The following is a 14,183-nucleotide window of genomic DNA, read 5'->3' on the forward strand; positions in this document are numbered from 1 at the left end:
ATGCCCTTATTAATATTTTTTATAGAGAAGGAAAAGCTTAGTAAATCAAGCTTTTCTTTATCTAAACAATTGTTATCTAATTTACTTTTCATGAAAAAACTTCTTTTCTAAGAATGAAAGGAAAACTTATGCTTCGGCACAGCTGTTTATTTATGTCCGATCCTAAAGCATGTTATACTTTAGATACTTATTTTTAGGAGGAATTAAATGGCACTACTACTATTCTTTTTGTTTATCGCCCTACTAGGATTTGGTATATTAAAAATTAATAACCGCAGTATCCTCGGCGGTATCACTCTGGCTTCTGGCACCTTATTGTCATTAGTCACCTTACTATTTATCGGACTAGACAAAATTTATTTACATTTTAAGAATGGCGACTTAATTACCTTGGCTATTGGTTATCTATTAATTCCCGCTGTGTTTATCGGCATTTGCCTTTACTTTATTTTTAACTCACGTACAATGCAAACGAAAGAAGGCAAAAGTGTCACGGCTAAATTGTCGGCGGGCTTAGGACTGAACTTATTAATTGCTTTACCCGCCTTTCTATATTTATTATCAGTTGGCACAGCGCAAATACCTTATGTGCTTTTTCTGTTCTTACTTTTTCTATTGTTAATGGATCTTTTACTGACCTTTCTATTTGCTGCTTACGTCTTGTATTCATGGATGTACCAAATGATTCCTTTAAAAAAAGCGGTTGATTATATCATTGTTTTAGGTTCGGGAATTCGTAGCGAGGAAGTGCCTCCACTTTTGAAGAGTCGGTTAGATAAAGGGATTGAATATTATGAAAAAAATCCCACCGCTAAATTTGTAGTCAGCGGTGGTCAAGGTCCTGACGAACCGATGGCCGAAGCTTTCGCAATGAAAAAATATTTGCTTTCACAAAATATTCCTGCGGAAGCAATTTTGATGGAGGACCAATCCACAACCACTTATGAAAATATGTTGTTTTCTAAAGCAATCATTCAGGCGGATTGGCAAAAGATGCCGTCTGATTCTAAACAACCCTCTGTTATTTTTTCAACAAATAACTATCATGTCTTACGAGGAGCTATGTATGCCCATCGTGTCGGCTTAAAAGCTGAAGGTGTTGGAGCACCAACTGCCTTATATTTTTTACCAACTGCTCTAATCCGAGAATACATTGCCTTACTGGTTCATGATAAGCGAATTGTGTTTTTTGTTTTTCTACTTGTCACTCTTCTTTTAGGAATCAGTATCTTACCCATCTAAAAAACAGCGACTCACATTTTTGTGAGTCGCTGTTTTTATTTTTTTAATATAAAAAGGTTTAATGAACGTAATTGGCTATCAATGCAATCAGCCATAAATGAAGCGGATAGAATCCGTAAAATAAATATTTGAAAAATGGTGCTTTGCTCCCTCTCTCACCATTGTAAAGCGATATAAATGGTAACACAGTGATAAACATAAAATCAGAATTATAAGCTAACATTTCAATTGTCGTTGGCCAATCTCCCAACCATTGAAAACTTGTAACTAAGAAAAAGAGCGCTAATGCACCATATAAACAGTTCCGTAAGACAAGTCTCTTTCTGGCTAAATACGTAATCAACATAAAAGGTAACATCACAATGCCACCTTCAGCAAACATTGCTCCTATTCCTAAAATGGCTAATATACTAATCAATAAAACAATCTTTAAACTGATTTTTGGCATCTCTAGCATCGCTTTTGTCACAATTAACATACTGACCCCAAGGGCTAAGGTGAAGAAAATATTGTTGTGAACTGCGACAGCTGGATTATTCACTAAATGATTTAGAAGCGTATTTCCAACAAACATGATTGCTGCCCAAATATACAAACGACCATTGTAACGATAAACATTCCGTGTATAGTTGAAACCTTCTACAGCCATGTAACCAAAAAACACGCCGACACAACGAGTAATTACATGAAAAATCAGTGCCCATTCTGGCGGAACAAAATAACTAATATGGTCAAGAACCATTAACCCCATCATCAATAACTTTAAGCGATTTGCGTTCATGAATCGTCTCCTTTATTTTTTCTACAGAAACTATCATATCTTTTTATATAACAGAAAACAACGAACATTCTTGTTAGATTCAACCATTCTTTTTGTCACTTTCGTTAAACTTGGTACCGCAAAGATAAATCTTCAAATAAATAATGTTGGTATTTAAATTGTTCAAAATGAATTTTTCGAATTTCTTGCTTAATGGCTGTTAAGCATTCATCGACCGTCATCAATGATTCTTCTTTTAGAAGCGCCTCTTCTATTAATAATTTGCATTGGCAATCAATCAATAAAAGTTGACTATAGAATGTGTAAAATGTTTCTTTATTTAATTTTTCAATCAAATTTTTAGCTTGATTCTGCAGCTTTTGATAACATTTGGTCAATTTTTGATAATCCATTAAATCAACTAACTGACCTTGTTTTAACATGTTACTAAAGTCTAAATCCCAAAGCATTTCTTTAGTCGGCTGTTGCAATAAATAATACATAGAATGACTACTAATAATTTCAGTGGTCGGTTCTTCAATTGTTTCATAAAAAGTCACAAAATATTCTCGCTCAATCACAGTAATAATTTCTTCTTCTGAAAGCTCACAATCTTCTAAATTTTGATAGAATATCAATAATTTAATCCGCTCATCTATTTTATTCAGCGAAGCGACTAATTCAGGAAAAAGAACCGACTGACAATTCTCTACTAATTCTCTTGCCTTATTTTGTTCATTTTTATAAAAGCTGTATAACTTTTTCCGCTGTTTTAACGAGTTTAGTAAGTTATCGGGTATATTCCAGTAATATTGTTTCTTCATAGCATTCCCACTCTTCTTTTTTATGTACAATTTTACAAAATTGGTCTTAGCCAATTTCGTCTCTAGTTATTCTATCAAAAAAGTGACGCTTTTTTACTGACAATAATTACTCGTTTTACGCCCAAAAAGTGAAAATACAGCTGTTAAGTAGTTATTGGGGCTTGTTTCCCGCGGGCCGAAAAAACTTTTTCCTTTTAAAAGTCCAGAAAAAGACCTACACTAGATATAGACATATAGACAAACGTTGGAGGGATTTAAATGGATTTACACTTAACGAATAAATTAGCATTAATTACTGGTTCAACCAAAGGAATTGGCAAAGCAATTGCGATTGAAATGGCTCGTGAAGGAACCGATGTCATTATCAATGGGCGCAATGAAGCCGAAGTAATCAAAGTTGTTGAAGAAATACAAACAATGTTTCCAGACACTCATCCTCAAGCAGGAACTGCCAATATTTCCATTGAAAGTCAACGAACTACTTTACTTGAAAAATTCCCTAAAGTCGACATTTTAGTGAATAATATGGGGATTTTTGAACCAATGGAATACTGGGACATCGATGACGCCACTTGGGAAAAATTTTTTACTGTGAACGTGTTGTCAGGCAATGCATTAGCAAAAGCTTATCTACCTAAAATGCTTGCACAAGATTTTGGTCGCATTATTTTCATCGCTAGCGAAGAAGCGGTGATGCCTTCTGGCGAAATGCCCCAATATAGCATGACAAAAACGATGAATCTTTCATTAGCTAAAAGTTTATCCAACTTAACTGTTGGCACACATGTCACCGTTAACACGGTTATGCCTGGCTCAACCCTTACCGAAGGTGTAGAAAAAATGTTGGAAGATATGTACGCTGATTCAGACATTCCCAAAGAGGATTGGGAAAAAGATTTCATGAAAAATCATCGTTCTCGTTCACAAATCCAACGGCTCATTCGACCAGAAGAAATTGGTCGTTTTGTTACCTTTGTGGCCAGCCCGGATTCTTCTTCCTTCTCAGGCGAAGCCTTAAGAATCGATGGCGGCTTAGTTCCAACGATCTTCTAAATTAAACAAAAAAGACAGCCAGCAAAAAATGTGAATTTTTGCTGGCTGTCTTTTTAAGCATATTAATTGATTACTTACCAAAAGTAAGTTATATTTATCTCGAATTCGAAATAAAAAGAGGTGAAACAATGACCCAACAGCAAGAAGCTTTAAAAGCCTATATCGGTTTATTAAGAACCAGCCATCGACTAGAGCAACTTGCCAAGCAAGATGTCGCTTGTTATGACTTAAACATTACAGAATTTTCAGTGTTAGAGCTGTTACTCCATAAAGGTCCTCAGACCATCCAAAAAATCAAGGAGAAAATTTTAATCGCTAGCAGTAGCACCACTTATGTTATTGACCAATTACATAAAAAAGGCTATGTAACGCGCACCCCCAGTGAAAAAGACCGACGCATTACTTACGTTGAATTAACAGAAGCTGGAAAAACATTAATTAAAGAAATTTTCCCGACGCATGCAAAGCGAATTGCAGAAGCATTTGAACAACTCTCTTCCGAAGAATTAACACTTCTTCAAAAAACTTTACGAAAAATAACAAATGAAACGAAATGAGGAAATAATGATGAAAAAAGAAGATCAATTATTAGGAATCCACCACGTTACAGCTATGACAAGTGATGCAGAAAAAAACTATCACTTCTTTACAGACGTTTTAGGGATGCGTTTAGTCAAAAAAACAGTGAATCAAGATGATATCTATACTTACCACACCTATTTTGCCGATGATTTGGGTACACCAGGTACAACCATGACCTTTTTCGATTTTCCCAATAACCCTAAAGGATTAAAAGGAACCAATACAATTTCAAGAACAGGGTTCCGGGTTCCTTCAGATGCAGCTTTGACTTATTATGAAAATCGCTTCAATGAATTTGCTGTCAAACACACAGGTATTTCTGAAGAATTTGGGAAAAAGGTCCTTCGCTTTTGGGATTTTGATGATCAAGCGTATCAATTAATCTCTGATGAATTAAATCAGGGTGTTACAGCGGGCACCCCTTGGAAAAAAGGACCTGTTCCAACAGAATTTGCGATCTATGGCTTAGGACCTGTCGAAATAGCTATTTCCTATTTTCATGAATTCAAAGAAGTCTTTGAAGAAATTCTAGGCTTTCACGTAGTGGCACAAGAAGGCAATCGCTATTTACTTGAAGTTGGCCAAGGTGGCAATGGTGCCCAAGTCGTTTTGGTAGACGATGATACTAGCTCACAAGCGCAACAAGGATATGGTGAAGTACATCACGTTGCATTCCGCTTAGCGGATCGCAAATCACTTGGGACTTGGCAAACGCGCTTTGATCATTTAGGCTTACAAAACTCTGGCTATGTCGATCGTTATTATTTTGAATCATTGTATGTTCGCATTGGGCATATTTTAGTCGAATTAGCCACCGATGAACCAGGGTTTATGGGGGATGAACCTTACGAAACATTAGGAGAAAAGTTATCTCTAGCTCCATTTTTAGAAAACCGTCGTGAATATATTGAGAGTGTGATCAAGCCGTTCAATACAAAACGAGCCTAAGGAGGAAAAAAAATGCATTCAATTTTTAAAAAAGGACATCCTGAAGCACCTGTCTTTGTGCTACTTCACGGTACAGGTGGTGATGAAACATCTCTCCTACCAATTGCTCAAGAACTAAATAAACAAGCTACTGTGCTAAGTATTCGTGGTGATGTTTCAGAAAATGGAATGAATCGTTATTTTAAGCGCCTAGCGGAAGGTCATTATGACTTAGAAGATCTAGAAAAACGCGGCGAGGCGCTTCATAAGTTTATTCAACAAGCCGCTAACGAACATCAATTTTCATTGGATAAAATTATTTTTATTGGCTATTCAAATGGGGCCAATATCGCTATTCAATTATTGCTTACTCATCCCGACAGCTACCATCAAGCTGTCCTCTATCATCCCATGTTTCCTGTTGAATTGACCAATCAACCAGACTTGACCGACACTTCTGTTTTATTATCTCTAGGAGAGCATGACCCGATTGTCCCACTTCCTGAGAGTATGCGTGTGATTCAATTATTTCAGAATCATGGAGCAACCGTACAAGAGGTTTGGACACAAAGTCATCAATTAACTTATCAAGAAATTAAGGAAACACAAACTTGGTTGGCACATCTGTCCTCTTAACAAAAAAGTGAGGTCGGGACAGAACCGTTTAGCTCCGAGAAATAAGAAGAAATTTCCGAAAATTGCTCTTTAATTTTTGGAGAATTTCGGCTTATTTCCGAAGGAGTTGGTTCTGTTCCCGCCGTTTATCAGGTTTTGAGCCTGGGACAAAAATCTCTTTGGATTTTTGTCCCAGGCTCACTTTTTCTATTTTAAGATAATTCACTGTCTGAGCTTCTTTTATTTTGCCATTTGAACAACTATTTTGCCAACTGCATGGTGCGTTTCACTGAGTGCATGTGCATCATAAATCCCTTGTCTAGAAAAAGGGAAAACTTCACCAATAATTGATTTAACTTTTCCAGCTGCCATCAAATCAGCAATTTTTTGTAATTGTTCTCCATTTGGTTGAAGCCAAATACTTTCAGCAGAAATATTTTTTTCGGCTGCCAATTGTTTATCTTCAATGCCCACAATTGAAACAAGACGACCTGTGTTTGGTTTTAAGACGTCAAAACTATTTTTTTGAACCTCACCACCCATTGTATCAAAAACCAAATCAACATCAGTTAATACCTCTGCAAAATTCGTTGTATGATAATCAATCACTTCATCTGCACCAATTTTTTTCAGTAAGGCATGATTTTTTGCGCTAGCGGTCGTGATGACATGTGCGCCCGCTTCTTTTGCTAGTTGAATCGCATAAGTACCGACCCCACCTGCACCAGCATGAATTAAAACAGTTTCTCCTTCTTTAAGGTGACCATGATCAAACAATGCTTGCCAAGCGGTTAAACCAGCCAACGGAACGGCAGCCGCTTCTTCAAAGCTAATTGTTTCAGGGATTTTTGCTAATAAATGATCATCCACAATCGTTACTTCTGCATAGGTACCAAAACGAGTAGTTTCAGGACGAGCAAAAACTTTATCGCCAACTTGCCAATCCGTTACTTGACTCCCCACCTCTGTAATCACACCAGCGACATCCCAACCAAGAATAATCGGAAAGGACCAATCAAACATCTGTTTTAAATATCCTTCACGCAATTTCCAATCAATCGGATTAATTGATGTCGCGTATTCTTTTACCAATACTTGATGTTCCGATAATTTCGGTAGTGTTACTTCTGCTTCTTCAAGTACCTCTTTACTTCCGTACTGATTAATCACAACAGCTTTCATAAACCAACTTCCTCTCATTTGTTTCATTTTTCACACTTTTAGTATACGCCTATTGTCTTCTTTTTATATAAGAATATGCTTTAGTTAAATTGAGAGAAAGTGGCTGTTTTTAATCTATTATTCATAACGTAAAGATTCAATTGGATCTAATTTTGCTGCTCTTCGAGCTGGTAAAGTTCCTGCTAAAAAAGCAATAAACATAATAACTAAGATAATCGTTAGTGAAGATGGCAATGAAAATTGAATTAATTTAAATCCTGTTAAAGCCTTTAAAAAAGAATCCGTTGCCAAACGATTAACTAAATTTCCAACCCCAACAGCTCCTAAAATGCCTAACATTGAGCCAAAAAAGCCAATTAAAGCCGCCTCAACACTAAAAATTGTAAAGACTTTCCCATTGCTAAGTCCCATGGCTTTCATTAAACCAATTTCTCGCGTTCTTTCTTGGACAGACATATACAGCGTGTTAATAATGCCAAAGCTTGCAGCTAACAAGGCAATTGCACCAAACATGGTTAAAACACCAGTGATTGCATTGATTATATTACGAATCATACCAATTTCATCTTCGACAGTAGTCGCTAAATAGCCAGCTTTATCTAAATCTTTTTTGATGTCCTTAATCTGCTCTGGCGTGCTGTCTTTTTTAACTTCAGCAATAATCATCGCGTATTGATTTTTTAAATGTTCTGGAAGATCTGCTTGATTAATTGAGACAACTTTATCAATCAATGCTTTATTCATCAGCGAGAGCCCATTTTGAATGACACTGGTATTTCTAACGCCAACAATTTTTGCTTCAATAACTTGCTCTTGTCCTTTCAAGGAACTTGAGATACCTAATTGAACTGTTTCTCCCACGGCAGCTTTACTAGATGTATAGCCGAGCGCCTTTACATATTCTGGTGACAAATTAATTTCGAAGTCCTGGCTCGTTTGCGAAACTTTACGGCCAGCCGCTAAATCAATGGTCATCTCATCTAGCGCAGAAGTTGCTGAAAATACATATTTATGCTTATCTGCTCCTTTTATATAATCGATAGCAACGGATTTCATTGGTTCCACTGATGTAACATCCGAGATTTTTTTAATCTTCTCAATATCTTTTTCAGCAAGCATACTTTGTTGTTGAATCGTACTGGTTTTTTTCTCTGGATTATATTTACTTGGTTCTGTTCCGTTACCAACATTCATCTCCATTTTTGGCTGAATAAATAGCTGATTTGCACCACCGACACTGCCGACTTGTTTGTCAATATAATCATTTACACCAATATTGACTCCTGTAGTTAAAGCTATGGTAAATGCTCCAATAAAGATTGCAATAATGGTCAATACGGTTCGACCTTTATTACGCATTAAATTGGTACTAGCTGATTTTAAAATATCTCTAAATTTCATTTACTCATCTCCTCCTACAATCAAGCCGTCTCGAACATGAACTTGCCGATCACAACGTGCTGCTAAGTCTGGATCATGTGTCACAATAATTAAGGTAATTCCTTTATTTTTATTTAAATCAAATAACAATTCTTCAATTTTCTTCCCAGTGGCAGAATCTAAATTCCCTGTAGGTTCATCTGCAAAAATAATTTGCGGATTATTAACTAAAGCACGCGCTATACATACCCGTTGTTTTTGGCCACCAGATAAATTATTCGCTTTGTTTTGAACTTTATCTTCCAAACCGACTGCTTTTAACGCATCTAAAGCCATCTTTTTCCTCTTGCTACCGGAAATACCACCAATTTTTAATGGTAAAAGAACATTATTTAAAACTGTATCCTTGGCATTCATAAAGAATTGTTGAAAAACAAAACCAAATTCTTCATTTCTCGTTTTATTCAGCACTTTCTTTCTAATACTAGTAACATTTTTACCATTTAAATAAATATCTCCTGAAGTTGGTTGATCTAACAATGCCAAAATGTGCATAAATGTTGATTTCCCAGAGCCACTTTTACCAATTATGGCCACAGATTCACCTTTTTCAACTTTTAAATCAACACCTTTTAACGCATCAAATTTTGTTTCGTTCTTTCCATAACTTTTTTTGATATTTTTTGCTTCAATTACCGCCATGTTACCCCTCCATTTTTCATTCTTTGTCGTTTACTTATTTACAAAGTTTTTTTACTCTTTTCATACTCCTTTCTTCTCTTTCTATTTTGACGGAAGCCCTTTCCTTTGTCATGGTACTTCCGATGTATCTCTCAATTAAAACAATAAGAACATGTTCCAAATTCACCTCATTGAACATGTTCTTATTAATTAGTTATGCATTTACGCGTTTAATTTCACGATGTTTATTCAATAAATAGGCCAAACCAAGATTAATGCCAACAAAGCAACTGATTGTCAGAAGAAGTGGCAGGACAGTAAAACCAGTGGATTGATAACCAACCATTGCTTGCAAGACGTGGAGCATTCTCAGGCGCATTGGTGTCCCCCCTAATTGTGCAATCGTGCCCAGTAAAATAGGAATCATTAATAACAGCAATAAAACAATGAGTTTTTTTACGCCATCTATCCGATCATTAAAGACACCTGCTAACAAGCCAAGTGAGCCGCTAAGCATTAGTAAGATAAAAAAGAGCAACCACGACATGAAAAAGTTTCCTTGAGCATAGACATCAATTAATTTCATTGATAATTGAAAATGAGAAATGAAATTGCCGCTAAATACTTTAATCAGTACAAGTACAGCCAAGGATCCAACCAAAGATAAAATAGCATTACTTACAAAATTCACCAAAAAAATTGTCCAGCGGGAAAGCCCGTTTTGAATAAACAGTTTAAAATCTGTGTTCATCCCAAAAAATGATAGTATCCCCATAAAAACCAGACAAGGAATTACTGCATCAGAGCTGACAGTATTCACGTCGTTAGAAAAGAGCAACCCAATAAGAGGAAAAAGAATGCCGAACAAAGCATAAAAGCCAAAATAAATTGCTAAGGAACGGACTTGATAAATTACACGATACCGCAAAGCTGTTTTAAATTTCATTTTACTTTTCCTTCTTTCTATTGGTTAATTGCACAAAATATGTTTGTAAATTTAGCGGCGCAATTTGAACCTCTGCTTTTTCAGTTGGCAAGTCGCCGTACACGTAAGCCGTAACTGCCCCACCTAAAGTGTCCATGCCTAAGATTTCCAATGACTGAGTATAGCGCTCTACTTGTTCTTTCGGCCCAGAAACAATGCGACCGTTTTTCAAAATTGTTTCAATAGATTCTGCGCGAATCAATTTTCCTTGATCAATGATGATAATATCTTCTAATAAATTCGCAATTTCTTCAATCAAATGGGTAGAAATCACAAACGTACGGGGACGTTCTTGGTATGTCTCAATTAAATAAGTATAAAATAATTCCCGATGATTGGCGTCTAAACCTAAGACCGGCTCATCTAAAAAAATATACTCACAGGGGACGGATAGCGCCACTATTAGTTTAGCAATACTCCGATAACCAGTTGATAATTTTTTGAATGCCTTTTTACTATCTAAACCAAAATCGCTTAACATTTGTTCGGCCAAAGACCAGTCAAATGATCCATAAAAACCTTCAGTCGTTTTAAAAATATCTTTAATTTTTAACTGAGGAGGAAATAAATTATCTTCACTCATTAAGTAAATATGATTCAAAGCAGTCTCATTATCGGTCACTGTTTCTCCCGCCAATTGAACGGAACCTGAAGTGGCAAAACTTCGATTATTAATGATATTTAATAACGTACTTTTACCAGCCCCATTCCTGCCTAAAAGCCCATAAATCGTTTCTTTTTCAAAAGTAATTGAAATATTATCTAATGCCTTTTTTTGATGATATTTTTTGCTTACTGATTCCACCCGCAAACTCATGCGTCATACCCTCTTTCAATTAGTTGTTTTAATTGTTCGGCTGTAATCCCTAATTTTTTAGCTTCTGCGACAACTTCTAATACTTCTTTATTTAAAAATTCTTCTTTCCGTGCCCTTCTTACTCTCTCTTGAGCGCCTGGTAAAACAAACATGCCAATCCCCCGTTTCTTTTCAATCAGCTGTCGTTCTACTAATAAATTCATTCCTTTTAAAACGGTGGCTGGATTGATTTGGTAACTTTTTGATATTTCTGTGGTTGAGGGAATTTGTTCGCCTTCTAAGTAAGCGCCATTAAAAATTCCTTCAGCAATCTGATCGGCTACTTGCTGAAATAAAGGCTTTTCCCCCGAAAAATTAAATTCCATTTTTACACCTCGCTTAAACGGTTAACTACTTATGTAACTAACTATATATCTTAGAAATTCTTTTGTCAACAAAAAAACCATTGTTTCCAAAGAAATTTTTCTTTGAAAACAATGGCGATACTTTTGAGTTGATTGAATCCGTTCCTTCTTATAGGGTTCCATTATATAACAATTCATCGGTTGTTTCGTTGACAATTTTTAAGCGATTTTGTTTTTTGATCAAAATACTTTTATAGGTTGTTTCTGTAGCCTTTTCTTCCATCACAAGAATGCGTTTATACTCATTATCAGTGACTTGCTTAGTCGTTGTTTGATTTAAGGACGGAATTTTTTCTTTTAGCGTTTTTTCTTCCGCCAGACCTTTTAAGATTTCTGATTCTGTAGTGGAACTTGTGGATTTACTAGAATCGCTTGATACACCTTCGTTATTAGACGCACTTTCAGATGACTTGCGACTTGATTCGGTTACTTTAGGCTGTGATGATTCACTGGTATTGGTTGAATTCATTTGCGTTTGGGTTTGATTCCCACATGCACCAATTAGCAACCCAACGCCTAAGATAGAACTTGCTAAAATTGTTTTTCTAATCATTTGCATGACCTCCTACATCTATCATTACTTTAACCTTAACATTTTTCAGCTAAGAGAACAATTTTTCAGATTAGAAAAGACCACTAGTCGTTATTTAAATAAACGAACTAATGGTCTTACTTATTTAGGAATGATCTTCATATGAGTGAGTGGGTAATAAACAAATTGTGCTTTCCCTAAGATTTGATCTGCATGTATTGCACCAAAAGAACGGCTGTCTTTGGACATACGGCGATTATCACCAAGTACAAAATAGCTATCTTTAGGTAATTTTTCTTGCATTAACAATTCTTTTGAATCAAAATTCGTAGTGTAAGGCATCGTTTCATGATCTTTTTTTCTGTTTTTAGTTAAATAGGGTTCAGCGATTGGCTGATTATTGACATATAATTGATCGTTTTCGTAACGCACAGCTTCTCCTGGTAAACCAATCACACGTTTAATCAGAATCGATCCTGTGTCTGTTTTAAAGACCACCACATCAAACCGTTTAATGGCGGAGAATTTTTCCATCACAATCATATCTCCTTGATTCAAGGTTTTTTGCATGGAATGGCCATCCACCCGAACAGGAATCAGGAAAAATCCTCTTAAAATAAAAACGGCTACGATTGCTGGTACTAAAATTTTCAGAAAGTACATTAAATACCCAACATAATCACGTTTCTTCTTCAACTTCGTGCCACCTTTTTTCTAGTTTTTTTGAATTTCTTTGACTGCTGTATCGTAGGCAGCGTCATTTTCAAGAATTAATTTACCTAAAGTGGCTTCAATTTTTGTGGCTGTTTCATTGTCGATTTCTCCAGTTACAGGCAAGCCATTTTTCTGTTGAAAATCGCTAACCGCTGCTTTTGTTTCTGCGGTGTAGTTTGCATTGTTTTCATCAACAGGATACGCTAATACAGCTAAAATAGCATTTAAGTTCTGAATATCTTCAGATTGATCCCCTTCTTTTAGCGTTTTATCGCGAGGAATCAATTTTAAATAGGCATACTCGGGGTAATCAGCTTTGATGGTTGGTTCAATTCCTTTTTCGTTGATCCATTCGCCTTTTGGTGTTAACCATTTTAAAACAGTCAATTTTATTTCGGTTTGGTCATTTAAATCCTTCACCGTTTGGACCGTTCCTTTGCCAAATGTTTTCGTTCCAATTAGTGGGACATTCGCAGATTCATGCAGTGCTGCAGCAAAAATTTCGGATGCACTGGCACTATTGCCATCAATGATAACTGCAACAGGTTCTTTTACTTTAAAGCCGTCGTCTAATTCTTTGGAAGCAACTTCTTTCATCGTACGTCCTTTTTTGTCTTCAAATTGAACAATTGTTTCGCCATTTTTTAAAAACATACTGGCCATTCGCTCTGCTTGATCTAGCAGTCCACCAGGATTTTGGCGTACATCAATTACAAAGGATTTAGCTCCTTTGGCTCGTAAATTCGTGATTGTTTCTTTCAATTCTTGATATGTTTTTTTACCAAAGGACGTAATTTTAATCGAGCCAATTTGTGCATCTTTTTTGTCTAACTCACCTGTCACTGTTTTAACGGGAATTTTCCCACGTTTGATTGAGATATTTTTAGTTTCTCCCTCTCTTTGGATAGTCAATTCAACGGAAGTTCCTTTTTTACCTCGGACTTTTGAGACGACTTCTGCTAGTTTCATCCCTTTTGTAGCTGTACCATCAACTTTTTCAATAATATCGCCTTCTTTGATTCCCGCTTTTTCAGCTGGGGAATCTGCTACAGGGGCCTCTGCTACAACTGGTTCGCCATCTTTCATTGTCATAGTGGCACCAATTCCTTCAAAATCGCCAGATAAGCTTTCGTTTAAATCATTGGCAGCAGATTCATTTAGATAAGTTGAGTATGGATCTCCAATGGCTTCAGACATGCCTTTTAAGGCGCCTTCAACTAATTCATTTTTATCTACTTCACCTACATAATTGGTACTAATTTCATTATATAAATCCTGCACTTTGCTTAAATCAGCATTGGTAATTGCCCCTTCTTGACTCATCTTTTTAACACGATGATCAAAATAAATATAACTACTTCCTCCAGCTAAAAATGCGACACAGAGGAGCGAAATAATATATTGATAAAAAGGAACAGTTCGTTTGTTCTTCATAGATTTCATCTCATTTCTAACAAATTCGTCACTACTTTTGTTTACTATAAC

General features: G+C 36.0%; 16 protein-coding genes. 5 read left to right on the top strand and 11 right to left on the bottom strand.

The annotated features are described in order from the left end of the window. The first annotated feature begins 207 nt into the window (after positions 1–207). On the top strand, positions 208–1,242 hold the full coding sequence (locus tag IGJ52_RS07115; RefSeq protein WP_261998301.1) for a YdcF family protein: 1,035 nt from the start codon (positions 208–210) through the stop codon (positions 1,240–1,242). Positions 1,243–1,300: 58 nt separating this feature from the next. Here the strand turns inward: IGJ52_RS07115 and IGJ52_RS07120 are convergent, their stop codons facing one another. Beyond that, positions 1,301–2,023: a TraX family protein gene (locus IGJ52_RS07120; RefSeq protein ID WP_002357468.1), complete on the bottom strand. Its 723-nt coding sequence runs from the start codon at positions 2,021–2,023 to the stop codon at positions 1,301–1,303. A gap of 104 nt (positions 2,024–2,127) precedes the next feature. After that, positions 2,128–2,880, bottom strand: a complete 753-nt coding sequence (locus IGJ52_RS07125) for a DUF7006 family protein (protein ID WP_002384475.1) — start codon at positions 2,878–2,880, stop codon at positions 2,128–2,130. A 204-nt stretch (positions 2,881–3,084) separates the two neighbouring features. On the opposite strand from IGJ52_RS07125, the gene IGJ52_RS07130 reads away from it, so the two are divergent. From IGJ52_RS07130 to IGJ52_RS07145, 4 genes are all read left to right on the top strand, one after another. After that, positions 3,085–3,879, top strand: a complete 795-nt coding sequence (locus IGJ52_RS07130; RefSeq protein ID WP_194177464.1) for an SDR family NAD(P)-dependent oxidoreductase — start codon at positions 3,085–3,087, stop codon at positions 3,877–3,879. Between the two features lie 128 nt (positions 3,880–4,007). Then, complete coding sequence (locus IGJ52_RS07135) at positions 4,008–4,436, top strand: MarR family winged helix-turn-helix transcriptional regulator (RefSeq protein WP_010816545.1); 429 nt, start codon at positions 4,008–4,010, stop codon at positions 4,434–4,436. A gap of 10 nt (positions 4,437–4,446) precedes the next feature. Beyond that, the gene (locus tag IGJ52_RS07140) at positions 4,447–5,409 is read left to right on the top strand and encodes a ring-cleaving dioxygenase (protein ID WP_033593281.1); all 963 of its coding nucleotides are present in this window, start codon (positions 4,447–4,449) and stop codon (positions 5,407–5,409) included. Between the two features lie 12 nt (positions 5,410–5,421). Further along, positions 5,422–6,024 (top strand): alpha/beta hydrolase, encoded by a 603-nt coding sequence (locus IGJ52_RS07145; protein WP_002361880.1) that lies wholly within the window; start codon positions 5,422–5,424, stop codon positions 6,022–6,024. Between the two features lie 219 nt (positions 6,025–6,243). On the opposite strand, the gene IGJ52_RS07150 is transcribed toward IGJ52_RS07145, so the two are convergent. The 9 genes from IGJ52_RS07150 to IGJ52_RS07190 form a co-directional block, all read right to left on the bottom strand. Next, positions 6,244–7,212, bottom strand: coding sequence for an NADP-dependent oxidoreductase (locus tag IGJ52_RS07150; protein WP_192444606.1), 969 nt, complete (start codon positions 7,210–7,212; stop codon positions 6,244–6,246). Between the two features lie 90 nt (positions 7,213–7,302). Continuing rightward, positions 7,303–8,586, bottom strand: a complete 1,284-nt coding sequence (locus IGJ52_RS07155; protein WP_002420161.1) for an ABC transporter permease — start codon at positions 8,584–8,586, stop codon at positions 7,303–7,305. Then, complete coding sequence (locus IGJ52_RS07160) at positions 8,587–9,267, bottom strand: ABC transporter ATP-binding protein (RefSeq protein ID WP_002357457.1); 681 nt, start codon at positions 9,265–9,267, stop codon at positions 8,587–8,589. Between the two features lie 193 nt (positions 9,268–9,460). Further along, positions 9,461–10,192 (bottom strand): hypothetical protein, encoded by a 732-nt coding sequence (locus IGJ52_RS07165; RefSeq protein WP_002408443.1) that lies wholly within the window; start codon positions 10,190–10,192, stop codon positions 9,461–9,463. A 1-nt stretch (position 10,193) separates the two neighbouring features. Next, positions 10,194–11,048 (bottom strand): ATP-binding cassette domain-containing protein, encoded by an 855-nt coding sequence (locus IGJ52_RS07170; RefSeq protein WP_002408442.1) that lies wholly within the window; start codon positions 11,046–11,048, stop codon positions 10,194–10,196. Next, positions 11,045–11,413 carry a GntR family transcriptional regulator gene (locus IGJ52_RS07175; protein WP_002408441.1) on the bottom strand — a complete coding sequence of 123 codons (369 nt, stop codon included), beginning with the start codon at positions 11,411–11,413 and terminating at the stop codon, positions 11,045–11,047. Before IGJ52_RS07175 ends, IGJ52_RS07170 begins: the two co-directional genes overlap by 4 nt. 148 nt (positions 11,414–11,561) lie before the next feature. Further along, on the bottom strand, positions 11,562–12,011 hold the full coding sequence (locus tag IGJ52_RS07180; protein ID WP_438791991.1) for a hypothetical protein: 450 nt from the start codon (positions 12,009–12,011) through the stop codon (positions 11,562–11,564). Positions 12,012–12,125: 114 nt separating this feature from the next. Next, entirely contained in the window at positions 12,126–12,680 is a 555-nt protein-coding gene (gene lepB, locus IGJ52_RS07185; RefSeq protein ID WP_002382369.1) for a signal peptidase I, read from the bottom strand. An 18-nt stretch (positions 12,681–12,698) separates the two neighbouring features. Beyond that, positions 12,699–14,141 carry a S41 family peptidase gene (locus IGJ52_RS07190; protein WP_025188430.1) on the bottom strand — a complete coding sequence of 481 codons (1,443 nt, stop codon included), beginning with the start codon at positions 14,139–14,141 and terminating at the stop codon, positions 12,699–12,701. Between the last annotated feature and the right edge of the window lie 42 nt (positions 14,142–14,183).

It is taken from the genome of Enterococcus sp. DIV1758 (genome assembly GCF_051711985.1).
Classification (GTDB): domain Bacteria; phylum Bacillota; class Bacilli; order Lactobacillales; family Enterococcaceae; genus Enterococcus; species Enterococcus faecalis.